General features: G+C 66.6%; 25 protein-coding genes, 2 tRNA genes and 1 pseudogene. 24 read left to right on the top strand and 4 right to left on the bottom strand.

Annotated features, from left to right (window positions below):
• The first annotated feature begins 43 nt into the window (after positions 1–43).
• The 10 genes from EV691_RS12785 to EV691_RS12830 all read left to right on the top strand — a co-directional run bounded on the left by EV691_RS12785 (position 44) and on the right by EV691_RS12830 (position 8,496).
• The gene (locus EV691_RS12785) at positions 44–664 is read left to right on the top strand and encodes a phosphoribosylanthranilate isomerase (RefSeq protein ID WP_089168664.1); all 621 of its coding nucleotides are present in this window, start codon (positions 44–46) and stop codon (positions 662–664) included.
• A 344-nt stretch (positions 665–1,008) separates the two neighbouring features.
• Positions 1,009–1,938 carry an acetyl-CoA carboxylase, carboxyltransferase subunit beta gene (accD, locus tag EV691_RS12790; RefSeq protein WP_131297319.1) on the top strand — a complete coding sequence of 310 codons (930 nt, stop codon included), beginning with the start codon at positions 1,009–1,011 and terminating at the stop codon, positions 1,936–1,938.
• On the top strand, positions 1,935–3,236 hold the full coding sequence (gene folC / locus EV691_RS12795) for a bifunctional tetrahydrofolate synthase/dihydrofolate synthase (protein ID WP_131297320.1): 1,302 nt from the start codon (positions 1,935–1,937) through the stop codon (positions 3,234–3,236). Before accD ends, folC begins: the two co-directional genes overlap by 4 nt.
• Positions 3,220–3,825: an SPOR domain-containing protein gene (locus tag EV691_RS12800; RefSeq protein WP_207390130.1), complete on the top strand. Its 606-nt coding sequence runs from the start codon at positions 3,220–3,222 to the stop codon at positions 3,823–3,825. The genes folC and EV691_RS12800 overlap by 17 nt, the downstream gene beginning before the upstream one ends.
• 117 nt (positions 3,826–3,942) lie before the next feature.
• A complete protein-coding gene (locus tag EV691_RS12805) occupies positions 3,943–4,455 on the top strand; it encodes a CvpA family protein (protein WP_131297321.1) in 513 nt (170 codons plus the stop codon).
• A 76-nt stretch (positions 4,456–4,531) separates the two neighbouring features.
• Positions 4,532–6,037 (top strand): amidophosphoribosyltransferase, encoded by a 1,506-nt coding sequence (gene purF / locus EV691_RS12810; RefSeq protein WP_131297322.1) that lies wholly within the window; start codon positions 4,532–4,534, stop codon positions 6,035–6,037.
• 64 nt (positions 6,038–6,101) lie between these two features.
• On the top strand, positions 6,102–7,313 hold the full coding sequence (locus EV691_RS12815; RefSeq protein ID WP_131297323.1) for an O-succinylhomoserine sulfhydrylase: 1,212 nt from the start codon (positions 6,102–6,104) through the stop codon (positions 7,311–7,313).
• The gene (locus EV691_RS12820) at positions 7,310–8,092 is read left to right on the top strand and encodes an SDR family oxidoreductase (RefSeq protein ID WP_131297324.1); all 783 of its coding nucleotides are present in this window, start codon (positions 7,310–7,312) and stop codon (positions 8,090–8,092) included. The genes EV691_RS12815 and EV691_RS12820 overlap by 4 nt, the downstream gene beginning before the upstream one ends.
• A gap of 216 nt (positions 8,093–8,308) precedes the next feature.
• A tRNA-Val gene (locus tag EV691_RS12825) sits at positions 8,309–8,384 on the top strand.
• Positions 8,385–8,419: 35 nt separating this feature from the next.
• Positions 8,420–8,496, top strand: a tRNA-Asp gene (locus EV691_RS12830).
• A gap of 245 nt (positions 8,497–8,741) precedes the next feature.
• Here EV691_RS12830 and EV691_RS12835 read toward each other — a convergent pair.
• On the bottom strand, positions 8,742–9,701 hold the full coding sequence (locus EV691_RS12835; protein ID WP_131297325.1) for a hypothetical protein: 960 nt from the start codon (positions 9,699–9,701) through the stop codon (positions 8,742–8,744).
• A gap of 308 nt (positions 9,702–10,009) precedes the next feature.
• On the opposite strand from EV691_RS12835, the gene EV691_RS12840 reads away from it, so the two are divergent.
• Both EV691_RS12840 and EV691_RS12845 read left to right on the top strand, forming a co-directional pair.
• Positions 10,010–11,296 carry a chromosome partitioning protein ParA gene (locus tag EV691_RS12840; protein ID WP_131297373.1) on the top strand — a complete coding sequence of 429 codons (1,287 nt, stop codon included), beginning with the start codon at positions 10,010–10,012 and terminating at the stop codon, positions 11,294–11,296.
• Between the two features lie 5 nt (positions 11,297–11,301).
• Positions 11,302–12,243, top strand: a complete 942-nt coding sequence (locus EV691_RS12845; protein WP_131297326.1) for a 1-aminocyclopropane-1-carboxylate deaminase/D-cysteine desulfhydrase — start codon at positions 11,302–11,304, stop codon at positions 12,241–12,243.
• Between the two features lie 7 nt (positions 12,244–12,250).
• On the opposite strand, the gene EV691_RS12850 is transcribed toward EV691_RS12845, so the two are convergent.
• The gene (locus EV691_RS12850) at positions 12,251–13,240 is read right to left on the bottom strand and encodes a DUF1853 family protein (protein ID WP_131297327.1); all 990 of its coding nucleotides are present in this window, start codon (positions 13,238–13,240) and stop codon (positions 12,251–12,253) included.
• Between the two features lie 39 nt (positions 13,241–13,279).
• Here EV691_RS12850 and EV691_RS12855 point away from each other — a divergent pair, with 39 nt between their 5' ends.
• Genes EV691_RS12855 through EV691_RS12865 form a run of 3 tightly spaced genes read left to right on the top strand, consistent with a single transcriptional unit; the run spans position 13,280 to position 16,000 of the window.
• Entirely contained in the window at positions 13,280–14,167 is an 888-nt protein-coding gene (locus tag EV691_RS12855; RefSeq protein WP_131297328.1) for an NAD(+) kinase, read from the top strand.
• A 2-nt stretch (positions 14,168–14,169) separates the two neighbouring features.
• Positions 14,170–15,153: a metallophosphoesterase gene (locus EV691_RS12860; RefSeq protein ID WP_165496512.1), complete on the top strand. Its 984-nt coding sequence runs from the start codon at positions 14,170–14,172 to the stop codon at positions 15,151–15,153.
• The gene (locus EV691_RS12865) at positions 15,137–16,000 is read left to right on the top strand and encodes a rhomboid family intramembrane serine protease (protein ID WP_207390131.1); all 864 of its coding nucleotides are present in this window, start codon (positions 15,137–15,139) and stop codon (positions 15,998–16,000) included. Before EV691_RS12860 ends, EV691_RS12865 begins: the two co-directional genes overlap by 17 nt.
• A 9-nt stretch (positions 16,001–16,009) precedes the next feature.
• On the opposite strand, the pseudogene EV691_RS12870 reads toward EV691_RS12865, so the two are convergent.
• A pseudogene (locus tag EV691_RS12870) lies at positions 16,010–17,259 on the bottom strand (OprD family outer membrane porin).
• 206 nt (positions 17,260–17,465) lie between these two features.
• Between EV691_RS12870 and EV691_RS12875 the strand changes: the two are divergent.
• From EV691_RS12875 to EV691_RS12915, 9 genes are all read left to right on the top strand, one after another.
• Positions 17,466–18,152: a thermostable hemolysin gene (locus EV691_RS12875; RefSeq protein WP_165496511.1), complete on the top strand. Its 687-nt coding sequence runs from the start codon at positions 17,466–17,468 to the stop codon at positions 18,150–18,152.
• Complete coding sequence (locus tag EV691_RS12880; RefSeq protein ID WP_131297330.1) at positions 18,136–19,596, top strand: AMP-binding protein; 1,461 nt, start codon at positions 18,136–18,138, stop codon at positions 19,594–19,596. The genes EV691_RS12875 and EV691_RS12880 overlap by 17 nt, the downstream gene beginning before the upstream one ends.
• 9 nt (positions 19,597–19,605) lie before the next feature.
• On the top strand, positions 19,606–20,259 hold the full coding sequence (locus tag EV691_RS12885; RefSeq protein ID WP_039803135.1) for an iron-containing redox enzyme family protein: 654 nt from the start codon (positions 19,606–19,608) through the stop codon (positions 20,257–20,259).
• 10 nt (positions 20,260–20,269) lie between these two features.
• Complete coding sequence (locus tag EV691_RS12890) at positions 20,270–21,061, top strand: SDR family oxidoreductase (RefSeq protein ID WP_039803138.1); 792 nt, start codon at positions 20,270–20,272, stop codon at positions 21,059–21,061.
• 34 nt (positions 21,062–21,095) lie between these two features.
• A complete protein-coding gene (locus tag EV691_RS12895) occupies positions 21,096–21,752 on the top strand; it encodes a tetratricopeptide repeat protein (RefSeq protein WP_131297331.1) in 657 nt (218 codons plus the stop codon).
• Positions 21,753–21,775: 23 nt separating this feature from the next.
• Positions 21,776–22,435 (top strand): response regulator, encoded by a 660-nt coding sequence (locus tag EV691_RS12900; RefSeq protein WP_131297332.1) that lies wholly within the window; start codon positions 21,776–21,778, stop codon positions 22,433–22,435.
• Positions 22,435–23,853 carry an ATP-binding protein gene (locus EV691_RS12905; RefSeq protein ID WP_131297333.1) on the top strand — a complete coding sequence of 473 codons (1,419 nt, stop codon included), beginning with the start codon at positions 22,435–22,437 and terminating at the stop codon, positions 23,851–23,853. Before EV691_RS12900 ends, EV691_RS12905 begins: the two co-directional genes overlap by 1 nt.
• A gap of 108 nt (positions 23,854–23,961) precedes the next feature.
• Entirely contained in the window at positions 23,962–24,387 is a 426-nt protein-coding gene (locus tag EV691_RS12910) for an HIT family protein (RefSeq protein WP_131297334.1), read from the top strand.
• Positions 24,384–24,599, top strand: a complete 216-nt coding sequence (locus EV691_RS12915; protein WP_169531523.1) for a SlyX family protein — start codon at positions 24,384–24,386, stop codon at positions 24,597–24,599. The genes EV691_RS12910 and EV691_RS12915 overlap by 4 nt, the downstream gene beginning before the upstream one ends.
• 21 nt (positions 24,600–24,620) lie before the next feature.
• On the opposite strand, the gene EV691_RS24140 is transcribed toward EV691_RS12915, so the two are convergent.
• A complete protein-coding gene (locus EV691_RS24140; RefSeq protein ID WP_131297335.1) occupies positions 24,621–25,235 on the bottom strand; it encodes a cold-shock protein in 615 nt (204 codons plus the stop codon).
• Between the last annotated feature and the right edge of the window lie 238 nt (positions 25,236–25,473).

Genomic DNA, 25,473 nt, shown 5'->3' on the forward strand with positions numbered 1-25,473 from the left:
TCCTTTTGTTACCATTCGGAACCTCTCTCTGGGTGTAAACAAATTGGCAGCCGTTCGCAGCAAAATCTGTGGGATTACCCGAGTCGAGGATGCCCTCGTGGCCGCCGAGGCAGGTGCTGATGCCATTGGTCTGGTGTTCTATCCCCACAGTCCGCGAGCAGTGACGCTGCAGCAGGCGCAGGCGATCGTTTCCGCCTTGCCGCCGTTCGTGACTACGGTCGGGCTTTTCGTCAATGCCAGCCGCCGTGACATCGGCGAGATCCTCGACGTGCTGCCGCTGGATCTCCTGCAGTTTCATGGCGATGAGACGCCAGCCGACTGCGATGGCCATCGCCGTCCCTACATCAAGGCACTGAGGGTCCGTCCTGGTGAGGATGTCGCCGCTCGCTGCCTCGAATACCGCAATGCCAGCGGGATTCTGCTGGATACTTATGTTCCTGGCGTGCCGGGCGGAACCGGCGAGGCCTTCGATTGGTCACTGGTACCGCGCGTCCTGCCCAAGCCGGTGATCCTGGCTGGCGGGCTGACCGTTCGGAACGTGCGCAGCGCAATCGCCCAAGTCGCCCCCTATGCGGTGGATGTCAGTGGCGGTGTCGAGGTGGGCAAGGGAGTGAAGGATGCCGAGAAGATTCGTGCCTTCATCCGCGAGGTGCAGAGTGCCTGAGGGGAGGGGCAGGGATTGCGTTTCCCACTTCTCGGGCTGTAGGGGGAGGGCGGCTGCTGGTCTGCAGTGTGACGGCAGACGGTTCCCAGCCGTCCATTAGCGAGCTGCCGATGCCGCGAGACTGGCTTCCGCTGCGCATTGGCTCTGCTGTTCATGACGGCGCCGCTGGGCGCCCGTCGCTCAGGTAACTGCTGGCTGGCATGACAAGGGGTTCCGGCCTGGTGGGTGATCGCCAGGGTAGGGATCCCGCCCGCGGGTGGGTATTTCGTGAATTTGCTCAAAAACAGGCATGGGGCCATGGGACGTCATGCGTCGGGTCCCCAAAGCTGCGGAGAACATCAAACATGAGCAACTGGTTGGTAGACAAGCTGATCCCCTCGATCATGCGTTCCGAGGTGAAGAAAAGCTCGGTGCCGGAAGGCCTCTGGCACAAGTGTCCGTCCTGCGACGCAGTGTTGTACAAGCCCGAGCTGGAAAAGACCCTGGAGGTCTGCCCCAAGTGTGATCACCACATGCGCATCGGCGCGCGCACTCGGCTGAACATTTTCCTCGATGCTGAGGAGCGCGAGGAGATCGGTGCGGAACTGGAGCCGGTGGATCGGCTGAAGTTCCGCGACAGCAAGAAATACAAGGATCGTCTTGCCGCAGCGCAGAAGCAGACCAGCGAGAAGGACGCGCTGATTTCCATGAGTGGCACCCTGCAGGGCATGCCGGTAGTTGCCTGCGCCTTCGAGTTTTCCTTCATGGGCGGCTCCATGGGCGCCATCGTCGGCGAGCGTTTCGTGCAGGCGGCCAACGTGGCCCTCGAGCGACGTTGTCCCTTCATCTGCTTCGCGGCATCCGGCGGAGCACGCATGCAGGAAGCGCTGATCTCGCTGATGCAGATGGCCAAGACTTCGGCGGTTCTGGCGCGTCTGCGCGAGGAGGGCATTCCGTTCATCTCGGTACTGACCGATCCCGTCTATGGTGGCGTTTCCGCCAGCCTGGCCATGCTCGGCGATGTCATCGTCGCCGAGCCTCAGGCGCTGATCGGCTTTGCCGGTCCCCGGGTGATCGAGCAGACCGTGCGCGAGAAGCTGCCCGAGGGTTTCCAGCGCAGTGAGTTCCTGCTGGAGCATGGCGCCATCGACCTGATCATTCCTCGCCAGGAGCTGCGTTCGCGCCTGGCCCGTCTGCTCGCCCAGCTGACGCATTGGTCCGCGTCCACCTTGGCAAGCACCGAGGCAACCGAGGAAACTGCTACCGATCTGGCCATGGATGTTGCCACGGCATGATCGAGCGCAGTCTCGCCGACTGGCTCGCCTATCTCGAGCGACTGCACCCCACGGCCATCGACATGGGCCTGGAGCGCTCGCGCGAGGTGGCGCTCCGGCTGGGACTGGGGCGTCCGGCGCCACGGGTAGTGACGGTTACCGGGACCAACGGCAAGGGCTCCAGCTGTGCCTTCCTCGCCTCGCTGATGGGCGCGCAGGGGCTCAAGGTCGGCGTCTACAGCTCCCCCCACCTGCTGCGCTACAACGAGCGGGTGCGGATCGATGGCCGCGAGGTCGACGATGTCGAACTGTGTCTGGCCTTTGCCGCGGTAGAGGCGGCGCGTGGCGAGATCTCCCTGACCTATTTCGAGATGGGCACCCTCGCGGCCTTCTGGCTGTTCGAGCGGGCCGGGCTGGATGCCGTCGTGCTGGAAGTGGGTCTGGGAGGGCGGCTGGACGCCGTCAATCTGGTCGACGCCGATGTGGCTGTAGTCACCAGCATTGCTCTGGATCATGCCGAATGGCTGGGCGATACCCGCGACTCGGTGGCTTTCGAGAAGGCCGGAATCTTCCGCGCCGGACGGCCGGCCGTCTGCGGTGAGCCGGACCCGCCGGCACCCCTGCTCGAGCAGGCCGCGGCGCTGGGGGTGCCGCTCTACAGGCGTGGTCCCGACTATGAGCTGACGCCCGGGGACGGTGCCTGGGACTGGCGTGGTTGCACTGCCGCAGGCGGCAGGCTCGAGTTGCAGGAGCTGCCGCAGCTCGAGCTGCCGGTGGAGAGTGCGGCTCTGGCGCTGCAGGCCTATGCCTTGCTCGATCTACCCTGGCACGCCGGGTGCCTTGCGCAGGCCTTGACTGCCACGCGCCTGAGCGGGCGTCTCGAGCGGCGCCACATTCGCTGGCAGGACAAGCGGCTGTCCTTCCTGCTGGATGTCGGGCACAACCCACATGCCGCGGCCTACCTGGCCCGGCATCTGGCCGCGCAGCCGCCAGAAGGGCAGCGCCTGGCGGTTTTCGGCCTGCTCGCCGACAAGGATCTGCCTGGTGTGCTGGAGCCCATGCTGCCGCAAGTCCGGAGCTGGGCGGTGGCGCCGCTGCCGACCCCGAGAAGCCTCTCTGCCCAGGAGCTTGCGGCTGCCCTGCAGGAGCGTGGGGCGCAGGTTGCCGTTTGCGCCGGCATCGCCGAAGCACTGCAGGAGCAGTGCCGGCGGGCCGCCGAGTGTGATGAGATTCTGGTGTTCGGCTCATTCTATTGTGTGGCCGAGGCGCTGGAGTGGTTGAGTCGGCAGGAGGAAAAACAGGATGGCCTGGCTGGATAAGAGGCTCAAGCAGCGGATGATCGGCGCCCTGGTGCTGCTGGCACTGGCAGTGATCTTCCTGCCCATGCTGTTCACCCGCGAGGACGAGGTGCGGCAGGTGGTGGTCGAGGCGCCGCCCATGCCGAAGGCACCGCCTGCGCCGCGTGTCGAGGTGGAGCCGGTCGCGGTACCGGAGCCGGTGATTCTGCCCGAGGAGCCGCCACCTTCCACGGCTGTTGCCAGCACGCCGGCCACTCCGGCCGTGCCGGCAGCTTCCACCGGTACGCGGGACAAGACCCAGGCAGCCAATCCCGCCCCGCCGCCGGCACAGGCCAAGGTAGCCGAGGCCAGCCGGCTGGATGCCAACAGTCTGCCGGCCAGCTGGTCGATCCAACTGGCCAGCCTGTCCAACAGTGCCAATGCCCAGGCCTTGCAGAAGACCCTGCGCAGCCAGGGCTACAACGCCTACATCCGTCATGTGGACGGGATGAACCGGGTTTACGTCGGGCCGGTTATCGAGCGGAGCGAAGCCAACCGCCTGCGCGATCAGCTCAAGCGGCAGCACAACCTCAGTGGTTTCGTCGTGCGTTTTCAGCCCGAGCGCGGCTGAGCGGTTGGCTTCGCCGGCCGCATCGCGGGCGCGGACTTGGCCAATGGGCTTGGGTTCCTACTCGAACAGAAGGGGCTCTGCTAGAATGCAGCGCCTTTTCCATTCATGGGTTGAGCCGTGGCATTCACCTGGGTCGATTGGGCGATCATCACGATCGTCGCCGTTTCCAGCTTGGTCAGCTTGACGCGGGGCTTCGTCAAGGAAGCCCTGTCGCTGGTCACCTGGATCATCGCCGGCGTCATTGCCTGGATGTTTGGCGGAGCGCTCTCGCAGCATCTGGTCGGCTACATTGCCACGCCCTCGCTGCAGGTCATTGCCGCCTGCGCGATTCTCTTCGTGGCGACTCTGCTGGTCGGTGCACTGGTCAACTTCCTCATCGGCGAGCTGGTGCGCGTCACCGGCCTGTCCGGCACGGATCGCGTGCTCGGCATGGTCTTCGGCGCTGCCCGGGGAGGGTTACTGGTGGTGTTGCTGGTCGGCCTGCTCAGTCTGGCGCCGGTGCAGCAGGATGCCTGGTGGCAACAGTCGACCCTGCTACCGCACTTCCTGATAGTCGCCGACTGGTCGAAAAATCTCATTCTTGGATTTTCCAGCCAGTGGTTTGCCAGCGGGATAAGCGTGCCGCGCTGAGCCTCCGAAAGACAGATGGGGCCGGCCTCGGCGGGCGCCCGGAATTAGCCTGAACTACTAGCAGGGGTTGCGTCACATGTGTGGCATCGTCGGTATTGTCGGTAAGTCCAACGTCAATCAAGCGCTGTATGACGCGCTTACCGTCCTTCAGCATCGCGGCCAGGACGCTGCCGGTATTGTCACCAGCCATGAGGGCCGGTTGTTCCTGCGCAAGGACAATGGCCTGGTTCGCGACGTGTTCCAGCAGCGGCACATGCAGCGCCTGGTCGGCCACATGGGCATCGGTCACGTGCGCTACCCCACGGCCGGCAGCTCCAGTTCGGCCGAGGCGCAGCCGTTCTACGTCAACTCTCCCTACGGGATCACCCTAGCGCACAACGGCAACCTGACCAATGTCGACCAGTTGTCCCGGGAAATCTACGAGTCCGACCTGCGTCATGTGAATACCAGCTCCGACTCCGAGGTGCTGCTCAACGTCTTCGCCCATGAGCTGGCGGTGCGCGGCAAGCTGCAGCCGACGGAGGAAGACGTGTTCGCCGCGGTTTCCGGCGTGCATCGCCGCTGCCGGGGCGGCTACGCCGTGGTGGCGATGATTACCGGCTACGGTATCGTCGGCTTCCGCGATCCCAATGCGATTCGCCCGATCGTCTTCGGCCAGCGTCAGACCGACGAGGGCGTGGAGTACATGATCGCCTCGGAAAGCGTCGCCCTCGACGTGCTCGGTTTCAGCCTGATCCGCGACCTGGCACCGGGCGAGGCGGTCTACATCACCGAGCACGGCAAGCTGTTCACCCGCCAGTGCGCGGAAAGTCCGAAGTATTCGCCGTGCATCTTCGAACATGTCTACCTGGCGCGCTCCGACTCCTTCATGGACGGCGTCTCGATCTACAAGGCGCGGCTGCGCATGGGCGAGAAGCTGGCCGAGAAGATCCTCCGCGAATGCCCCGAGCACGACATCGACGTGATCATCCCGATTCCCGACACCAGCCGTACCGCGGCGCTGGAGCTGGCCAACCACCTGGGGGTGAAGTTTCGCGAGGGCTTCGTCAAGAACCGCTACATCGGCCGTACCTTCATCATGCCGGGGCAGGCGGCGCGCAAGAAGTCCGTGCGCCAGAAGCTCAACGCCATCGACCTCGAGTTCCGCGGCAAGAACGTCATGCTGGTGGACGACTCCATCGTGCGCGGCACCACCTGCAAGCAGATCATCCAGATGGCCCGCGAGGCTGGCGCCAAGAAGGTCTACTTCTGCTCGGCGGCGCCGGCGGTGCGCTATCCCAACGTGTACGGCATCGACATGCCTAGTGCTCACGAGCTGATCGCCCATGGCCGCAGCACCGAGGAGGTGGCCGAACTGATTGGCGCCGACTGGCTGGTCTACCAGGATCTGTCCGACCTGATCGATGCGGTAGGCGGCGGCAAGGTGAAAATCGACAACTTCGACTGTGCCGTCTTCGACGGCAAGTACGTCACCGGCGACATCGACGCGGCTTATCTGGAGCGCATCGAGAAGGCCCGCAACGATGCCAGCAAGGTCCGCAACACTGCGGTCAGTGCAATCATCGACCTGTACAACAACTGAGCGGCAAGCGAGCAGGCTTGGGGCTCCGAGCGGCAACGGCCGCTCTCATGCGAGGGGAAAGGATATGACGACCGAGTGGGATGCCGGGCGGCTGGACAGCAACCTGGAGGGGGCCAGCTTCGACACCCTGGCCGTGCGTGCCGGCCAGCGCCGTACTCCCGAGGGTGAGCACGGCGAAGCCCTGTTCATGACCTCCAGTTACGTGTTCCGCAGCGCCGCCGATGCGGCTGCCCGCTTTGCCGGCGAGCAGCCCGGCAACGTCTACTCTCGCTATACCAACCCTACGGTGCGCACCTTCGAGGAGCGCATCGCTGCGTTGGAGGGCGCCGAGCAGGCAGTTGCCGCGGCGTCCGGCATGGGCGCCATCCTGGCCATGGTGATGAGCCTGTGCAGCGCCGGTGACCATGTGCTGGTATCGCGCAGCGTATTCGGCTCGACCATCAGCCTGTTCGACAAGTACTTCAAGCGCTTCGGCATCGAGGTCGACTATCCGCCGCTGGCTGACCTGGACGCCTGGGCCGCGGCCTGCAAGTCGAACACCAAGCTGTTCATCGTCGAGTCGCCGTCCAATCCGCTGGCCGAGCTGGTCGACATCGCTGCATTGGCCGAGATCGCTCACAGCAAGGGTGCATTGCTGGCGGTAGACAACTGTTTCTGCACCCCGGTGCTACAGAAGCCGCTGGCCCTCGGCGCCGATATCGTCATCCACTCGGCGACCAAGTACATCGATGGCCAGGGGCGCTGTCTCGGCGGCGTGGTGGCCGGCAGCGCCAAGCTGATGCAGGAGGTGGTCGGCTTCCTGCGTACCGCCGGTCCGACCCTCAGCCCGTTCAACGCCTGGCTGTTCCTCAAGGGGCTGGAGACCCTCAAGGTGCGCATGTTGGCCCACTGCGCCAGTGCCCAGACGCTGGCCGAGTGGCTGGAGCAGCAGCCGCAGGTGGCCAGGGTCTACTACGCTGGCCTGCCCAGCCACCCGCAGCACGAATTGGCCAAGTGCCAGCAGGGCGGTTTTGGCGCGGTGGTGAGCTTCGAGGTCAAAGGCGACAGGGCGGCTGCCTGGCGGGTCATCGACAACACCCGGATGATCTCCATTACCACCAATCTGGGCGACACCAAGACCACCATCGCTCATCCGGCCACCACTTCCCACGGTCGTCTGACTCCAGAAGCGCGGGCGGCGGCCGGGATCAGCGACAGCCTGATTCGCGTGGCGGTCGGTCTGGAGGACATCGAAGACATCAAGGCTGACCTCGCCCGCGGGCTGGCCGCGTTGTGATCGACCTGAGCCTGGAGGCCGGCAAGCCGCAGAGCAACGGCAAGGTCGCCTTGGTCACCGGGGCGGTGCGTGGCATCGGACTGGGCATCTCCGCTTGGCTGATCGCAGAAGGCTGGCAGGTGGTGCTGGCCGACATCGACCGCAAGCGCGGCGCCAAGGTGGCCCGAGCGCTGGGCAGCAGTGCCTGGTTTGTCGGTATGGACGTCGCTCAGGAAAGCCAGGTGGCAATGGGGGTGGCCGAGGTGCTCGGGCAATTCGGCCGTCTCGACGCGCTGGTCTGCAATGCCGCCGTCGCCGATCCCCGCAATCCTCCGCTGGCAGAACTGAAACTCAGCTACTGGAATCAGGTGCTGGGGGTCAACCTGACCGGTCCGCTGCTGCTGGCCAAGCACTGTTCCGCCTATCTGCAGGCGCATCGTGGCGCCATGGTCAACATCGCCTCGACCCGTGCACACCAGACCGAGCCGAACTCCGAGGCCTGCGCGGCCAGCAAGGGAGGGCTGCTGGGGCTTACTCATGCCCTGGCGATCAGCCTTGGGCCGGATGTCCGGGTGAACGCCGTCAGTCCCGGCTGGATCGATTCGCGCAGCCCCGGCGAACGCCGGCAGGCGCCGCTGTCTGCGCAGAGTCATGCCCAGCATCCTGCCGGCCGGGTAGGGACGGTCGAGGATGTCGCCGCCCTGGTCGCCTGGCTGCTGTCGGATCGGGCTGGCTTCGTCACCGGCCAGGAGTTCATTGTCGACGGCGGCATGACGCGCAAGATGATCTATCTGGATTGATTGTTCGGTCAGTCAGGACTTCTTTTGCTTCGGAAGATGTGCGCCCCGTTTTGGTGCTGTTGCGGAGCGTCTTGTGCCATGGTGTGTCTTTCCTTCGCCGAGGCATGAGCGGGGCTGCCTTATACTTCTTGATTCGTCCTTGCGAAGAAAAAATCAGGCGGGCTGTTGACTTAGCGCTGATTGGTGGGTAAATTGCGCGCCACCTCGCAAGGCGATGGCTGATTAGCTCAGCTGGGAGAGCACCTGCATCACACGCAGGGGGTCGGCGGTTCGATCCCGTCATCAGCCACCAGAGCTTGCGAAAATGGACGAAAGTCCAGCCGACACGCAGCGGTAGTTCAGTCGGTTAGAATACCGGCCTGTCACGCCGGGGGTCGCGGGTTCGAGTCCCGTCCGCTGCGCCATACATGAAAGCCTCCAGACAGCAATGTCTGGAGGCTTTTTCATTGAGCTTGCTTTTAATTCAATGGTCATCTGATTCGTCTAGGCTTTTTGGCATGGACTTTGTTTATTGTCTTTCCAAATAACCAGTCGATCAGGAGCGATCCCTATGGATGACTATCAAGAAGAACTTCTCGAATTCCACGCTGCCGAGCGAGATCCCGCGGAGCCGGCGGAAGATGCCACTGAAATGTGAGTGTGCGGCCGATCACTGGCCCTCTTCTGCTGGCAAGTCTGTCGAGGGTTCCGGGGTACTCCGGATAGTCAGCAGATGGCTGCCAGGCGCCACCCTTTCCTGTTCGGGGGCTGATTGCCCGCAACACTCCGTCAAGTCTTCGAGTGGCCACAGTCGGCCTCGCAGAAACAGCGCTATCCCGGTCTGCATGCCGGCCGATCTCACCAGGCTGGGTGACCGGCATCCTTGGCGGCTGACCAGCACCTTCAGCTTTTCCGTGTGAACCTCCTGTACCGTGGCCTGCCCGGTAGCCTTTGCCGGGCAGGCCTGTGTTTGGGCCGTGTCGAGCAGGTTGCCATCCGGGCCGAAAACCGGGGCGAAGTTGTAGAGCGGCCCTTTGCCGGTATGCAGCGTGCCGTTCTCTAGGCGCGGCTCGGGCAGGAGCAGGGAGCCTGCCAGCAGGGTGATGCGGTATTCCCGGGCCAGGGAGCCGAACAGCTGCTGATAGTCACGGGCGGTCTTTTCCGCCTTCATGCGCAGCAGGGTTTCCCCCATTCTGGGAAAACCCTCGCTCTGCAGCCAGGTCCAGGCCAACTGGTATGAATTGTCCAGAACCAGCCATGCCTGCGCTTCGGAAAGGCTCCGGGCGCTATAGAGCTCGCTTCTTTCGCCGCCGAGTAGCAGCCAGGTTCCGATCTGGTCGGGCAGGGCGACCACGCTGTGCTCGTTGAGCAGGCCCTTGTCACGCGCTTTGTCCAGAATGGCGGCGAGCTTCAGACGCAGATGCTCCGGGCTGCGGTAGTCGCTGGGAAACAGTTCGGGGCGAACGACCAGCAGATTGGCTTTGGCCTCCAGCGTTCCCTCTTCATAAATGAGCGTACTGCGCAGGTCGGCCAGGTAATGTCCGGCCGAGCCGGGGGCGCTCCAGTTCGCATAAGTGCCGAGGAGGGCGGCGAGGATCAGCAAGGCCGGGATGAGCTGGAGTTTGCGCATGAGCTGGGTGGCAGCGAGAAAGTCTGTTCAGGGTAGGGAGGGGCGCCGGGAATGCCAAGGCGGCACTGTCGCTTGTGGAACTGAGCTGGCAATTGTGTGTCAAAAGGCTATCACTGAGTACTTCACAGTTTCCTCTTGCGCTCATCGGGCGTGGGCGTCGCTCGGGGTGACTGCCGATTGCTTCACGTTGCTGTCAGGCTTCTTTTACCTAGACTTGGCGTGCCTTGTGGAGCAGCCGATGCGGCAGGCTGAAGCCATGAATCAGGAAAACACGATAAGGGACCAAGAGCGTGCAGAAAAAACTGAAAATGGTTGAGGCCGTGATGTTCTTCAATGAGCACGGCGTGTGCCGGGAGATGCTCCTTCCGGAGTTCGAGGCCGTACTCGATGGTGTCGTCGGACTGCCGGATCTGGCCGATCAGCAGGTGCGTCTCGCCTATGTGCTGATTTCTCCCAGGCTCGCAGTGCGGGCCGCGGTCTTCTTCCACCTGGATTTCGACGAAGACGGTGCAGCCGATCCCAACTGGAATATCCCCTTGCGACAACTGTCCGAGCGTGCCGGCCCGGGGGCCGATCTCGGTGCCGGACCGATTCGTCTGGTCTGCCGCAGCCAATGCTCCGTGCCTTGGCATCAGATGCATCTGTGGGATCCCGAGCCGCAGGATCTCCTGTCGCTGCGTGATGCAGCCAGGCGCAACCAGCTTGGCCTGCTCAGTGAAGAGGAGGGCATGGCGACAGCAGGTGGATTGACCCCCTCCTTGCCGGCGACTCGGAGCCGGGGAGTGGCCGCCAATGCCCGTGCCTTGCCTGGCAAGAACTGGAATGACGAACAGCGGCGGAAGACCGCCCGTCTGATCAAGCGACAGCGCCTGCATATTCGCGATCTGAACCGCTATCAGGAGGAGGCGCTGGGAAGACTGAAGCAGGCCGCCGAGCGTCAGGCCGGAGCCCTGCAGGCCGAGGTGCAGCAACTGCGCGAACAGCTGCACCGACAACAGGCGCTGAATGCCAGCCTTGAGGCACAACGGCAAGCCCTGTCCGAGTCTCTGGCGCGGGCGGAGGCCGAGGTAGCCGGCCTGCTCGCCGAGCAGACGCGCGAGCGTGGCGTGCAGGCGGACGAGCAGCTTCATACCGAGCAGGCGCTGCAGAGCCGAGTCGGCGAGCTCGAAACCGAGCTGGCCGCCCGCGCAGAACGCGAAAGGCAGGGGCAGGAGGAAATGCTCAGGCTCCAGCATGAACATGCGCAGCTGGCGGCCCGGGGTGTCGAGCAGGCCCTCGAGAGGCTGGCCGGCCTGGGCCTGACCTTCGTGGTCTATCACCCCGGCGCGGGTCACCTGACCATTCCGCTGCAGGACATCGCCCGCTATCAGGAGAACCCCATGGCCTACGCTGCAGGCAAGTGCTCGGTCAGCGAAGAGCGGTATCGCCAGTGGCTGGACCACTTCCAGCAACCGCTCTGCGAGGCCGAGCTGCCTGGCGGCCGGCGTTGCGCGCTGCCGATCGATCGGGTCGACAGTCCCCAGCGTTTCGTCGCGGGCGAATCCAACTGTTGTTCGCGACACAAGTCGGGCAGCCGCCTGCGCAACGCCAGCTGACCCCCGTGCGGGCTATTCGCTGGTCGCCGCAGGCGCCACTGCAGCCCCTTGCGCTGGGCTGGCTGGCCGCTGCCGGCGTCGAGGTCGGCGTATTGCGGCTCGACCTGATCGACCCGCTGATCTCCGGCAACAAGTGGTACAAGCTGGCGCCCCACCTGACGGAAGCTGCGCGTCAGGAAGCAACGGGGCTGATCAGCCTGGGCGGTCCCCATTCCAATCACCTGCATGCACTGGCTGCGGCCGGGAAGCGCTTCGCCTTCCCCACGGTCGGGCTGCTGCGCGGCGAGCCCTGCGAAACCCCGACCGTGCGTGATCTGCAGGCCTTCGGCATGCGCTTGCACTGGCTCGGCTACGGCGGTTATCGGGCGCGCCACCGGGACGGCTTCTGGGATACCTGGCGCGAGCGCTATCCCCAGCTGCATCCGGTCCCGGAGGGCGGCGGGGGGCTGACCGGCGCGCGGGGCTGCACTGTGCTGCGGGACATGCTGTCGCCCCAGCTGGAGAGGCTCGGCTGGTCCGACTACCACGGCTGGTGGCTGGCCGCCGGTACCGGAACCACATTGGCTGGCCTGGTCCTTGCCGAAGCTGGAGCCCATCCGGTGCATGGCGCCCTGGCGGTGCCGGCGAGCCACGGCGTGGCGCCGCAGGTCCGGGCGATTCTTGCCGATGCCGGGATGGCCGATGCCGGCTATCGTCTGCTGGACGCCAGTCGCGGTGGCTTTGCCCGGCTCGACGCGGCGCTGGCGCGCTTCATTCTCGACAGCGAGCGGGAGGGGGGCATTCCCCTGGATCCCGTCTATACCGGCAAGGCTCTGCTGGCGCTGCGCGAGCAGGTCGCGTGCGGCAGCATTCCCCGTGGCAGCCGGCTGGTTTTCGTGCACACCGGCGGGCTGCAGGGGCGGAGGGCGCTGGCCGGGCACCTGCAGGCGCTGGGAACCCGCGGCTGACGCCAGGTTAGCGTGGGGCCGGCCAGCTGTCGCCGACCAGAAATACCCGTTCCGCCTCGAGCCATTCGCCGGCTGAATCCGCCGTCAGTCGAGCCAGCAGCTGTGCTGGTGCGTCAGGGGCCAGCCCTGCGTACCAGTCTTGCAGGATGGCTTGCGGCCAGAGATCCGCTGCCTCGATGCGAGCTGGGGCCAGCCAGGCATGGCGGGGGAGGGGCTGCCAGTGGCCTGCGGAAGCGCCGGCCAGAAAGTTCGGCCAGTCGCGCCGCGCCAGCCAGCGACCGCGCAGGTGCGCCGGGTTGGCACCGGCAGGGGGCGGGCATCCATCCGGCCAGGGATAGAACAGATAGCCGCCGAGCCAGCAGCCGGCCTGCAGGTCGGCAACGCCGAGTTGGTTCAGGATCGCCCGGGCCGCCGGACTGCTCGACAGCGGCAGCTGATGCCGCTCGAGGTGCTCCAGTTTGAGGTCGAGCCGGTCATGCCGGCCGGGACCGATCCAGCGGGCCGGATGCTGCTCAGGGCTTCCTGCCGGACCGAGATAGAGCTTGATCGCCAGCTCCAGGTGATGCACCCCTTCGGCATCCTGCAGCAGCAGGTCCAGCTCACCCAGGGTGCTGCTGCCCAGGCGGATCGGCAGATTGGCGGCGAGCAGGCGGACTCCAGGCGCCTGGTTCAGGGCGAACTGCCAGAGCCGCTCGTAATAGAGGCCCAGGCGGCGCGTCGGGTGCTGCGCCAGCCAGGTATCCAGCGGGGTGCTGCAGGCGTCCAGCGCCCGCAGCCAGTCGGCCAGGCCGGCCGGATTGTAGGCCCAGTCGCTGGCCGCCAGTGGATGGCGCTGCGGCCAGGCGGTGCCGGCGAGCAGGGGGGGCGACAGCAGGGTCCAGGCCAGGTCGCGGATCTGGGGCTGACGAAGGCGCGCAGGGAGGTCGGCGAGGCTGCCGAAAGGCCCCGCTTCCCCCCCATTGGAGGTGGTTTGCCGCTCTGCCCGGCTTTCCCGCATAATCGCCTCTTGCCTGTAACGCAGCCCCGCAGGAGCCCCATGGAGCACTTTCGCAATATTGGCATCATCGGTCGCCTGGGTAGTACCCAGGTGGTGGACACCATCCGCCGACTGAAGAGATTTCTGCTCGACCGACACCTCCATGTGATCCTCGACGAGAGTATTGCCGAACTCCTGCCCGGGCATGGTCTCCAAGTATCCTCGCGTAAGCAACTGGGCGAGGTCTGCGATATGGTCATCGTCGTCGGCGGCGACGGCAGCATGCTCGGCGCGGCGCGCGCCCTGGCCCGCTACAAGGTGCCGGTGCTGGGCATCAACCGCGGCAGTCTGGGCTTTCTCACCGACATCCGCCCCGACGAGCTGGAAACCCGGGTCGCCGAGGTGCTCGACGGCCAGTACACCGTGGAGAGCCGCTTCCTGCTGGAGACCCAGGTGCGCCGCAAGCTCGAGCCGATTGGCCAGGGCGATGCGCTGAACGATGTGGTGCTGCATCCGGGCAAGTCGACGCGGATGATCGAGTTCGAGCTGTACATCGACGGGCAGTTCGTCAGCAGCCAGAAGTCCGACGGCCTGATCGTCTCCACGCCGACCGGCTCCACCGCCTATGCCCTGTCGGCCGGCGGGCCGATCATGCATCCCAAGCTGGACGCCATCGTCATCGTGCCCATGTATCCGCACACCCTGTCGAGCCGGCCGATCGTGGTCGCCGGCAACAGCGAGCTGAAGATCGTGGTGTCGCCGAAGATGGACATCTATCCCCAGGTTTCCTGCGACGGGCAGAACCATTTCACCTGTTCGCCCGGCGATATCGTCACCATCAGCAAGAAGCCGCAGCGGCTGCAGTTGATCCATCCGCTGGACCACAACTATTACGAGGTGTGCCGGACCAAGTTGGGCTGGGGCAGCCGTCTGGGCGGTGGCAACTGATGATGATCGATCCGCTGCGCAGCTACGACCTGATCGGCGATGTGCATGGCTGCGGTCATAGCTTGGAGGCCCTGCTCGAGCGCCTCGGCTACCGGCGTCAGGGCGGTGTGTGGCGTCATCCGTGGCGAATGGCGCTGTTCGTCGGCGACATCGTCGATCGCGGCCCACGTATCCGCGAGGCCCTGCACCTGGTGCACGACATGGTCGCGGCGGGCCAGGCGCTGTGCATCATGGGCAACCACGAGTACAACCTGCTGGGCTGGTCCACCGAGGCGCCGCCCGACAGCGGCCTGCAGTACGTGCGCGAGCATACCGCGCGCAACGAGCACCTGATCCACGAGACCCTCACGCAGCTCGCCAATCATCCGGGCGACTGGCGAGCCTTTCTCGACTGGTTCTACGAGCTGCCGCTGTTCATCGATGCCGGCCGTTTCCGGGTCGTGCACGCCTGCTGGGACAGCAGCCTGATCGAGCCCTTGCGCCAGCAATACCCGGAAGGCCTGATCGACGAGTCCTTTCTGAAGGCTTCCGCACTGCCCGACAGCTTCGCCCACCAGGTCTTCGAGCGCCTGCTGCGCGGCATCAACATGCGCCTGCCCCATGGCATGACGCTGACCGGCCGGGACGGCCTGGTCCGCGAGACCTTCCGTACCAAGTTCTGGGCGGACGAGCCGCAGACCTACGGCGATATCGTCTTCCAGCCGGATGCCTTGCCCGAGCCCGTCGCGCAGATGCCGATTTCCCGCGCGCACCGGGCGGAGCTGCCCTTTTACGACGCCGACCAGCCGCCGCTGTTCGTCGGCCACTACTGGCGCCGCGGGCAGCCGGCGCTGATTCGTCCCAACCTGGCCTGTCTCGACTACAGTGCGGTGATGTTCGGCAAGCTGGTGGCCTACCGCCTGGACCAGGAGACCCGGCTCGATCCCGACAAGTTCGCCTGGGTCGAGGTGGAGCGTCCGGAGGCTCCCCATGAATACAGCGATTGAGGCCCTGCGCCTGCCGCTGGGGACCGATCTCAGCGGCTTCGTCGCCCTCTTGCAGCGTCTGGGCGTGCCCCACCGGGTCAGCGAGGAGGGCGGCGAGCAGGTGCTCTGGGTGCCCGATTCCCGCCTGGTCCGGGAAGTGGGCCTGCTCTATGCGCGCTTTCCCGAGGGTGATCCGCAGGGCACGCTGCCGGCACCACCGCGCCGCAGTACTTCCGGCATTTTCCGTCAACTGCGCCGCAGTCCCCTGACCTCCCTGATGCTGCTGGCGACCCTGCTGGTGGCGGCCCTGACCCTGCTCGGGGACAACCTCGCCGCCGTCGGCTGGCTGACCTTCCAGGAATTCCACATCCAGGGCGACTACCTGTATTTCGTCCCCCTGGCAGAAAGCCTGGCTGCCGGGCAGTGGTGGCGCCTGCTGACCCCCATGCTGATCCACTTTGGCTGGTTGCACCTGGCGATGAACGCGCTCTGGTACTGGGAGCTGGGGCAGCGCATCGAGGCTCGCCAGGGGGCGCTGATGCTGCTGCTCCTGACCCTGCTGTTCGGCCTGGCGTCCAACGTCGCGCAATACCTGTTCGGCGGCCCGGCGCTGTTCGGCGGCCTGTCCGGGGTGCTCTACGGCCTGCTCGGCCACTGCTGGATCTTCCACCGGCTCGCGCCCGGCGCGGCCTATCGCCTGCCGCCGGGCGTGGTGGTGATGATGCTGATCTGGCTGCTGGTCTGCCTGTCCGGACTGGTCACCGCTCTGGGGCTGGGGGCCATCGCCAATGCCGCGCATGTCGCCGGACTGGTCGCCGGCTGCCTGACCGGCGCCCTCGGTGGCGCCTGGGCACGCCGCAGAGGCTGAATCCGGGGTTCAGAGAAGCTCCAGCGGGTATTCGATGAACAGCCAGATCTCGTTCAGGTCGCGGCTGGCGCGGTAGATCGAGCCATAGAGGTTGATCGACAAGTCCTTGGCCGCGCCTTCCGGCACCACGTACAGGATCTGGTTGTAGAACTCCCGTTCGCTCGCCGTGCCGCCCCAGCCGGTGTCGATCTGGCTGCCGTGCACGTAGGCGCTCTTCCAGCTCAGCCCCGGCACCCCATAATCGGTGAAATCCAGTTCGTAGCCGAGCTGCCAGGAGCGTTCGTCCTTGCGGTTGAAGTCGGAGTAGAAGGCGTTGGCCAGGTAGTTGGCGTCGCCACCGTCGCCGAAGTCGAAATCGTAGCCGTGGGTGACCGGCTGGCCGTCCTCGTCAAGGTTCTCGAAACCGCCGATGGAGCGCTGCCAGGCGAGGATGAGGGCATGGGGACCTCAGTGATAGGTGGCCATCAGGCTCCAGATGCGGTTGTCCTCGTCCTTGCCGGTCTGGGTGTAATCCCGATCGTAGCGGGTTCGGTAGAAGTCGAAATCGAGTTCCAGGGAGCGCTCTTCGGCGAGGGGCAGCCGCCAGGCGATATTGGCGTAGCGCTTCCTGGCCACCGCCTCGATGTCGGAGAAGTACAGGGTGGCGCTCAGATGATCGCTGAAGACATAACTGCCGCCGATGAGCTCGATGGAGTCCAGTTCCCGCCCCGGCACATCCCGGCCGCTGTGGTTGTTGTCGTTCTGTGCCGTGAAGTGCCCGGCATGTAGGCTCAGGCCGTCGATTTCCCCGCTTTCGAGCAGGATTCCGCGGAAGGTCTGCGGCAGCAGGCGGGAACTGTCGTAGGACAGCACCGGCAGGGCGGGCAGCTGATCGCCGTATTTCAATACCGTATCGGACAGCCGCAGCTTGAGGACGAGGCCGAGCTCGCCCAGATCCTCTTCGGTATCGCCGTCGCTGTCGGTGGGGAAGTAGGCGATGTCGCCGTCGTCGCGGCTCTTGCCGGTGTCGAGCCGGACGGCGAGCAGGCCGTAGGCATCCAGAAGCCGGACTCGAAGGTGGCGATGACGGCCTGGGCCCAGCGCGACTGGTCGCGCACGCCGTCCTGGTTGTCGCGATACACGTAGCCGTTGCGCAGCAGCAGGCTGGCGCTGGCCTCTTCGGCGAACCCGCCGGGTGGCATCGGGCTGGCGACGGTTTCCCGGAAAACCGTCACGGCCAGGAGCAGGGCGATCAGCTTCCCTCTGATCGTTGCAGGCATCGGGACACGGCTCCTGTCGAGCTGTACTCGCTGTCGTTCGCTGGGGACGTCGTTTCGGGCGACCCCGGTCATCGCCAGAGCGCGAATGCAGCTTAGCCGGTCCGCTGGATTGTGCCGACGGCTTGTCCGCTTTTACAGACTTAAGCGTTTGTTAAGGCTGGGGGAACAAGAATGCTCCCAATCCCCCACCCGCCGAGGTCTGCAAGATGGAGCTGTCATGGGAACAGCACGAACCGCTGGCACTGATCGGGCGCCAGCGGTCGCTGAGTGTGCATCTGGTCAAGCCCAGCCCGGGCTCGGCCCGGCGCCACGCGCTGGAAGCCTTCATCAGCGCCCGCTTCGCCGACTACTACGCGGCACACATCCATCATTTCATGCCCTGTCTGCTGGGCTTCGAGGACGAGGACGGCAAGGTGCAGGCGGCAGCCGGTCTGCGTCCTGCCAGCGGCATGGAGGGGCTGTTTCTCGAGCGCTATCTGGATGAACCCATCGAGCGCGTCGTTGGCGCACGCACGGGCCTGCCGGTGGCGCGCCAGGACCTCGTCGAGGTGGGCAACTTCGCCGCCCAGGGGCCTGGCGGCGCACGCCTGCTGATCACCGCACTGACCGACCTGGTGGGCGCCCAGGGCTTTCGCTGGGTGGTCTTCACCGGCACGGCGATGCTGCTGAACAGCTTCCAGCGCCTGGGCCTGCCGCTGGTCGAGCTGGGTCCGGCGGACCCGGCCCGCATGGGCGAGGATCTGGCCGACTGGGGGCGCTACTACGACAGCCATCCCCAGGTCATGGCGGCGAACGTGGCCGAAACCCACAAGCGTCTGCAGGCCTCCGGCACCTATCAGCGCCTCGGCTATCGGCCGTTGTATCAGGAGATCGCCGATGTCGCCTGCGGTTGAGTCCTTCTGGCAAACCCTGGCGGCCCATGGCGAGCGGCCGGCGCTGCAGGAGGGCGAGCGGCGGCTGAACTACCGCCAGCTGCTCGACGAGATCGAAATGCGGGCCGGCTATCTGCGCCGGATCGCTGCCCGGCACCTGGCGCTGGAGCTGGACAACGGCATCGAATGGGCGCTCTGGGATCTGGCGGCGCTGCGCGCCGGCGTCGTCTGCATACCCCTGCCGGGCTTCTTCTCCGCCGACCAGCAGCGCCACGTGCTGGACAGCGCCGGCGTCGACACGCTGATCGCCACCGATCCTTCCCGCCATGCACCGCTGGGCTTCGAGTCGCTGGCCGAGGGGGTCTCGCAGCGTCGGCCGGCACAGGTCGCCGAACTGCCGGCGGGAACCCTGAAGATCACCTACACCTCCGGCACCACCGGCCAGCCGAAAGGCGTCTGCCTCGACGCCGGAGCGCAGCTGCGCGTGGCGACCAGCATCTGGCAGGCCTGCGGGCCGAGCGGGATCGAGCGTCACCTGTGCGTGCTGCCGCTGGCGGTGCTGCTGGAGAACGTCGCCGGCCTCTATGCGCTGCTGCTCGGCGGCGCGCTGGTCGAGCTGGTGCCGCTGGCCCAGGTGGGCCTCGAGGGGGCCAGCCGCTTCGACCTGCCGCGCTTTCTCGGAACGCTGCAGCGCAGCCGTCCGAACAGCCTGATCCTCCTGCCGCAGCTGCTGCTGGCCTGGGTGACGGCTCTGGAAAGCGGCTCGCCGCTGCCCGACTCCCTGCGTTTCGTCGCGGTCGGCGGCGGTCGGGTCGCGCCGCAGCTGCTGGAGCGCGCCGAGGCCCTCGGCCTGCCGGTGTTCGAGGGCTACGGGCTGTCCGAGTGCGCCTCGGTGGTCTGCCTGAATACGCCCGGACAGCGCCGCATCGGCAGTGTCGGCCGGCCCCTGCCGCATCTGCAGGTGCGCCTGGCCGACGACGGCGAGGTGCTGGTCCGCGGCGCGCGGATGCTCGGCTACCTCGGCGAGCCGGCGCCGGCCGGCGACTGGCTGGGCACCGGCGATCTCGGCCACTTCGAGGGCGACTTCCTGGTCCTGCACGGGCGCAAGAAGCACCAGTTCGTCACCGCCTTCGGGCGCAACGTCAATCCGGAATGGGTCGAGGCCGAACTGGTGCAGCAGCTGCCGATCGCCCAGGCCTGGCTGCACGGCGAGGCGCAGCCCGCCAACGTGGCGGTGCTGCAGCCGCGCTCGGCCGGGATCGACGACGAGGCGCTGGCGCGGGCCGTGGCGCGGGTCAACGCCGGCCTGCCGGACTATGCCCGCGTCCATCACTGGCTGCGCGCCGAACAACCCTTCAGCGTCGCCAACGGCCTGGCCACCGCCAACGGCAGGCTGCGCCGGGCGGCGCTGTTCCAGCATTACCGGACGGCCATCGAGCGTGTGCTGGCCACCCCCATTCCCTGAGGAGACACCATGGATTTCCATACGAGGTTGCAAGAGCAGACCGCCGCCGAGCGCGAGTACCTGCTGGCGGCACCGCTCATCGGGCAGGCGCTGCAGGGCCGGCTCGGTCTGTCCAGCTACCTGGCGTTTCTCGGCCAGGCCTATCACCACGTCAAGCACACCGTGCCGCTCCTGATGGCCTGCGGCGCGCGCCTGCCCGAGCGCCTGGAATGGCTGCGCGAGGCGATCGCCGAGTACATCGAGGAGGAATACGGCCACCAGGAGTGGATCCTCAACGACATCCGCGCCTGTGGCGGCGATGCCGAGGCGGTGCGCCGCGCCACGCCCAACCTGCCCACCGAGCTGATGGTCAGCTACGTCTACGACCGCATCCAGCGCGGCAACCCGGTGAGCTTCTTCGGCATGGTCCAGGTGCTCGAGGGCACCAGCGTCGCCGTCGCCACCCGCGCCGCCGGCTCTCTCCAGGAGTCACTGGGACTGCCGGCGCAGGCGTTCAGCTACCTGACCTCGCACGGCAGCCTCGACCTCGAGCACATCGAGCTCTTCAAGGGGCTGATGAATCAGCTGGATAATGAGGAGGACCAGGCTGCGGTGGTGCATACCGCGAAGGTGGTCTATCGCCTGTATGGCGACATGTTTCGCAGCCTGCCGTTGACGGCCTGAGGAGGGAGAAATGCAGTTGTCCGATTGTCGAGGATTGATCACCGGCGCCAGTGGCGGCATCGGCCAGGCGCTGGTCGTCCGGCTCTGCGAGGGCGGTGCCCGGCTGCTCCTGGCCGGCCGCCATCTCGAGCCCCTGCAGGCCCTGCAGCAGCGCTATCCGGCCCAGCTGGAAATCGTCCAGGCGGACATCGCCGAGGCCGAGGGGCGCCAGGCGGTGCTGGCCGCGGCCCGGCGCTTCGGCGGCCTGAACACGCTGATCAACGCCGCCGGGGTCAACCGCTTCAGCCTGCTGGAGGACCATGACGAGGAGGGCATCGCCGAGCTGATCGGGCTGAACGTCACCGCCACCCTGCAGCTCACCCATCGCCTGCTGCCCTTGCTGCGCCTGCAGGAGCGCGCCCTGGTGGTCAACGTCGGCTCGACCTTCGGCTCCCTCGGCTATCCCGGCTTCACGGCCTACTGCGCCAGCAAGTTCGCCGTGCGCGGCTTCTCCGAGGCTCTGCGCCGCGAACTCGCCGATACCCAGGTCAAGGTGCTCTACGTCGCGCCGCGGGCGACCCACACGGGCATGAACGCCGACAACGTGGTGGCGATGAACGACGAGCTGAAGGTGGCCATGGACGATCCGCAGACGGTGGCCGCGGCACTCGCCGAGGCGATCCTGCGCGAGCAGGAGGAACTCTACCTGGGCTGGCCGGAAAAGCTCTTCGTGCGCCTCAACAGCCTGTTGCCGCGGGTCGTCGACCAGGCCCTGCGCAAGCAGTTGCCGGTCATCCAGCGCTTTGCCCGCGGCAAGTCCTGAGCGAAGATCCCACCCTCACCGAACGAGGCACCCCATGAACACATCCCTCCTGCGCGCCCTGCTGCTGGGCGGCACGCTGGCCTTCAGTCTGCCCGGCTTCGCCCTCAGCGACGCCGGTACCCTGAGCCTGCGGCACCTGCAGAACCGCTGGGCCGAGATCAACTACCAGTTGCCCGAGGCACAGCGCGAGGTGGCCTTCGAGCGTCTCGCCGGCGAGGCCGAGGCAGCGCTCAAGAGCGAGCCGAACTCGGCCGAACTGCTGATCTGGCGCGGCATCGTCCTCAGCACCTGGGCCGGCGCCAGGGGCGGGCTGGGCGCGCTGGACCTGGCCAGGCAGGCCAGGGCGAGCTTCGAGCAGGCCCTGGCGATCGACCCCAAGGCCCTCGACGGTTCGGCCTACACCAGTCTCGGCACCCTCTACTACCAGGTGCCGGGCTGGCCGCTCGGCTTCGGCGACGACGAGCGCGCCGAGACGCTGCTCAAGCAGGCCCTGGGCCTGAACCCTGACGGCATCGACCCCAACTACTTCTATGCTGACTTCCTGTATCGCGAGAAGCGTTATCCCGAGGCGCTCGCGGCGCTGCAGAAGGCGCAGGCCGCACCGCCGCGCCCCGGCCGCGGCGTCGCCGATGCCGGTCGGCACAGGGAAGTCGAGGCGCTGCTCGGCAAGGTCCGCGCCGAGCTGAAATGAGCTGCGGGAGAGACGACCGGGATATGCGTATTCTGCTGGTGGAAGACGATGCGGCGCTGGGCGAGGGCATCCGCACCGCACTCAAGCCCGAGGGCTACACGGTCGACTGGCTGCAGGACGGCGCCGCGGCGCTGCATGCGCTGGGCTGCGAGAGCTTCGACCTCTGCGTGCTCGATCTCGGCCTGCCGCGGCTGGACGGGCTGGAGCTGCTGCGGCGCCTGCGCGCCGCGGGCAATCCGCTGCCGGTGCTGGTGCTGACCGCGCGCGACGCCACCAGCGAGCGCATCGCCGGGCTGGATGCCGGTGCCGACGATTATCTGGTCAAGCCGTTCGACGTCGCCGAGCTGAAGGCGCGGCTGCGCGCGCTGCTGCGGCGCAGCTTCAATCGCCCGCAGCCGGTCCTGGAGTACCGCGGTATCTGCCTCGATCCGCAGAGCCAGGCGGTCAGCTACCAGGGGCGGGACATCGCCCTGGCGCGCAAGGAGTTCCTGCTGCTGCACGAGCTGCTGGCGCAGCCGGGCCGGGTGCTGACCCGCGACCGGCTGCAGCAGGCGCTCTACGGCTGGGACGAGGAGGTAGAGAGCAACGCCCTGGAGGTGCACGTCCACCACCTGCGCCGCAAGTTCTTCCCCGAGCTGATCCGCACGGTGCGTGGCGTCGGCTACATGGCGGACAAGCCCTGATGCGCTCGATCCGTGCCCGCACCCTGTTTCTCGTCCTCGGTGTGCTGACCCTGTCCCTGTCGCTGATCTCCTACAAGAGCTACCGGGATGCCCAGCACGAGATCGAGGAACTGTTCGATGCGCAGCTGGCGCAGACCGCCCGGCTGCTCGCCGGGCTGGTCGGCCGCGAAATGCTCGAACGCGAGCGCGGGGAGGTGCAGGCCATGCTCGACGAGGCGCTGGCGCTGCAGACCCTGCCGGGCGGGCACGGGGCGCTGTCGCTGGGCCATCGCTACGAAGGCAAGCTGGCCTTCCAGGTGTTCGACGAGCAGGGCCGGCTGCTGCTGCATTCGGCGAGCGCCGCGCACACCCTGTTTTCCAGACTGCTGGCGGAGGTGCCGGCCGGTCTGGCCGACGAGCGGCTGATCGGCTATCACCTGCTGGAGCTGGAGCCGTTCCGCTGGCGGGTCTTCGCCCTCCACGACCGGGTCGACCGGCGCTGGATCCTGGTTGGCGAGCGCGAGGATGTGCGCGGCGAGCTGGCGGGCAAGATCGCCAAGCGCAGCCTGCTGCCGGACCTGTTCGGCCTGCCGCTGCTGGCGCTGCTGGTCTGGCTGGCGATCGGCTGCGGGCTACGTCCGCTCGAGCGGATGGTCGGGCTGATCAGGGCGCGCGATCCGAACAACCTGGCGCCGCTGCTGCTGGCGCCCCTGCCACGGGAACTGGAGCCGGTGATGGCGGCGCTCAACCGCCTGCTGCTGCAGCTCACCCAGCTGCTGGAGCGCGAGCGCCAGCTGCTCGCCGCCGCTGCCCACGAGCTGCGCACGCCGCTGGCGGTGTTGCGCATCCATGCACAGAACGCCCTCGAGGCGCCGGACCCGGCCGACCGCGACGAGGCGCTGCGCCAGTTGGGCGGGGGCGTCGAGCGGGCGACCCGGGTGGTCGGGCAGTTGCTGGCGCTGGCCCGCCTGGAGCCGGCGGCGGTGCAGTTGAACATGACTCGCCTCGACCTGGCCGCCTTCCTGCGCAACGAGCTGGCCGAGCTGGCGCCGCTGGCGCTGGCCAGGGAGCAGGAGCTGACCTTGGAGACCTCCGGTGCGGGCGGCTACGAGCTGCGCGGCGATGCGCCCAGCCTGGCGATCCTGGTGCAGAACCTGGTCGCCAACGCCGTGCAGTACACCCCGGAGGGCGGCTGCATCCGGCTGCTGCTCGAGGCTGATGCGGACAGCCTGCGCCTGCGCGTGCAGGACAGCGGCCCGGGGATTGCGCCGGCGCTGCGCGAGAAGGTGTTCGAGCGCTTCTTCCGGGAGGGCGCCGGGCAGGGCGCCGGACTCGGCCTGTCCATCGTGCGCCGGGCGGTGGAACTGCACGGCGGCGAGATCGCTCTCGGCGAGTCGCCCCTCGGCGGGCTGGAGGTTTCCGTTCGCCTGCCCCGTTAGCTATGCTGCGCAGCTATGGCGGGCTGCCAGCCTCGCGTGATGAGCGGGTGCGGTGATTCTCCGGCGGCTTGCTAAGATCCACTTTGAATCCGAACAAGGAGATCGGTCATGTTCGCTCTGGATTCACGTTTGCAACAGGACACCCTGCCCATCGGCGACTTCCCGCTCTGCCGTCTGCTGCTGATGAAGGATGCCCGCTATCCCTGGTTCGTCCTGGTGCCGCGGCGCGAGGAGGTCGTCGAGCTGTTCCAGCTCGATGCCGAGGACCAGCGGACCCTCTGGCAGGAAACCTGCGAATTGGCGGAAACCCTCAAGGACACCTTCGGCGCCGACAAGATGAACGTGGCCGCTCTCGGCAACGTGGTTTCCCAGCTGCACATGCACGTCATCGTGCGCCGGCGCGACGACGACGCCTGGCCGGCGCCGGTGTGGGGGAAGCATCCGGCGCTGCCCTACACGGACGGGCAGATCGCCGCGATCCGCGACAAGCTGCGCCTGGTGCTGACCGGGGACTTTCGCTTCAGCGAGGATTGAACATGGACCTGGAAACGCGCATCAACGATCTGGAAACCCGCCTGGCCTTTCAGGACGACACCATTCAGGCGCTGAACGATGTGCTGGTCGCCCAGCAGCGGGTGGTCGAGCGGCTGCAGATGCAGCTGGAAGCGCTGGCCAAGCGTCAGCAGGAGTTGGTCGACGAACTCGGCTCGGTGGACGACGACGAGGCGCCGCCACCGCACTATTGAGCAGGGCGCGCCAGCCTTGCCTCAGCGCCGGGGACGCGGTCTGGCGATCACGTCCTCGGCCTGCAGTCCCCGGTCGCGCCGGATCACGCTGAACTCCACCCGCTGGCCCTCGACCAGCACCCGGTGCCCCTCGCCGCGAATGGCGCGAAAGTGCACGAACACATCCTCTCCGGTATTGCGGGCGATGAAGCCGAAGCCCTTGGCGCTGTTGAACCACTTTACCGTGCCGACCTCGCGGTCGCTCCACTGCGGTTCGTCTTCCCCGTCGCTCTGGAACTGCTCCTGCTGCGGCGCGGTGCGCCAGCCCAGGTTGAGGCCCAGATGCAGCAGCACGCCGGCAGCCGCGCAGGACAGGCTGAACAGCACGGCCGGCTGCCCGCCGCCGGACTCCAGCGGCATCAGCAGGATCAGCGCCTGAATCGCCACGCTCAATATCAGCAGGGCCGAGACCAGCCGCTGCGCCGGGCGGGGGAAGCGCTCGGCGCCGGGCGTGTGGAGCAGGTTGAGCAGGCCGAACAGGTTCAGGTAGAGGGCATTGGCCTGCTGCAGGAAGGGCAGGGCCTCGCTGTCGAAGGCGGGAACGAGCGATAGCGGCAGGGCCATGCTTCCTGTCGCGAGGTGAAGGATCTTCAGCATGTTCGATGACTCACGATAACGATGAAAAAGTCGGGACCGGTAAATACATAGACGATCGAGGGCTGGGTGTTGCCCGATCCGGCCGGGTGCCATTACGAAAATACGCGCGCTGCGCGGCCGCCGATTATCGACTCGCCGGCGAGTGCGTTTCATGCGCTGGGGCACGGTGGCCGTGCAGTCTCCGGCAATCTTTCGGGCGGCCGGGCGCGGGGCAGTCCGCATGGCTCTGGGTTAGAAT

Source organism: Azotobacter chroococcum, assembly GCF_004339665.1.
Classification (GTDB): domain Bacteria; phylum Pseudomonadota; class Gammaproteobacteria; order Pseudomonadales; family Pseudomonadaceae; genus Azotobacter; species Azotobacter chroococcum.

Excerpts from the sequence above, each read along its gene's own strand:
- accD (WP_131297319.1), top strand. The coding sequence starts at position 1,009 with ATGAGCAACTGGTTGGTAGACAAGCTGATCCCCTCGATCATGCGTTCC.
- folC (WP_131297320.1), top strand. The coding sequence starts at position 1,935 with ATGATCGAGCGCAGTCTCGCCGACTGGCTCGCCTATCTCGAGCGACTG.
- EV691_RS12800 (WP_207390130.1), top strand. The coding sequence starts at position 3,220 with ATGGCCTGGCTGGATAAGAGGCTCAAGCAGCGGATGATCGGCGCCCTG.
- purF (WP_131297322.1), top strand. The coding sequence starts at position 4,532 with ATGTGTGGCATCGTCGGTATTGTCGGTAAGTCCAACGTCAATCAAGCG.
- EV691_RS12815 (WP_131297323.1), top strand. The coding sequence starts at position 6,102 with ATGACGACCGAGTGGGATGCCGGGCGGCTGGACAGCAACCTGGAGGGG.
- EV691_RS12835 (WP_131297325.1), bottom strand. The coding sequence starts at position 9,701 with ATGCGCAAACTCCAGCTCATCCCGGCCTTGCTGATCCTCGCCGCCCTC.
- EV691_RS12840 (WP_131297373.1), top strand. The coding sequence starts at position 10,010 with ATGGTTGAGGCCGTGATGTTCTTCAATGAGCACGGCGTGTGCCGGGAG.
- EV691_RS12850 (WP_131297327.1), bottom strand. The coding sequence starts at position 13,240 with ATGCGGGAAAGCCGGGCAGAGCGGCAAACCACCTCCAATGGGGGGGAA.
- EV691_RS12855 (WP_131297328.1), top strand. The coding sequence starts at position 13,280 with ATGGAGCACTTTCGCAATATTGGCATCATCGGTCGCCTGGGTAGTACC.
- EV691_RS12860 (WP_165496512.1), top strand. The coding sequence starts at position 14,170 with ATGATCGATCCGCTGCGCAGCTACGACCTGATCGGCGATGTGCATGGC.
- EV691_RS12865 (WP_207390131.1), top strand. The coding sequence starts at position 15,137 with ATGAATACAGCGATTGAGGCCCTGCGCCTGCCGCTGGGGACCGATCTC.
- EV691_RS12875 (WP_165496511.1), top strand. The coding sequence starts at position 17,466 with ATGGAGCTGTCATGGGAACAGCACGAACCGCTGGCACTGATCGGGCGC.
- EV691_RS12880 (WP_131297330.1), top strand. The coding sequence starts at position 18,136 with ATGTCGCCTGCGGTTGAGTCCTTCTGGCAAACCCTGGCGGCCCATGGC.
- EV691_RS12885 (WP_039803135.1), top strand. The coding sequence starts at position 19,606 with ATGGATTTCCATACGAGGTTGCAAGAGCAGACCGCCGCCGAGCGCGAG.
- EV691_RS12890 (WP_039803138.1), top strand. The coding sequence starts at position 20,270 with ATGCAGTTGTCCGATTGTCGAGGATTGATCACCGGCGCCAGTGGCGGC.
- EV691_RS12895 (WP_131297331.1), top strand. The coding sequence starts at position 21,096 with ATGAACACATCCCTCCTGCGCGCCCTGCTGCTGGGCGGCACGCTGGCC.
- EV691_RS12900 (WP_131297332.1), top strand. The coding sequence starts at position 21,776 with ATGCGTATTCTGCTGGTGGAAGACGATGCGGCGCTGGGCGAGGGCATC.
- EV691_RS12905 (WP_131297333.1), top strand. The coding sequence starts at position 22,435 with ATGCGCTCGATCCGTGCCCGCACCCTGTTTCTCGTCCTCGGTGTGCTG.
- EV691_RS12910 (WP_131297334.1), top strand. The coding sequence starts at position 23,962 with ATGTTCGCTCTGGATTCACGTTTGCAACAGGACACCCTGCCCATCGGC.
- EV691_RS24140 (WP_131297335.1), bottom strand. The coding sequence starts at position 25,235 with ATGCTGAAGATCCTTCACCTCGCGACAGGAAGCATGGCCCTGCCGCTA.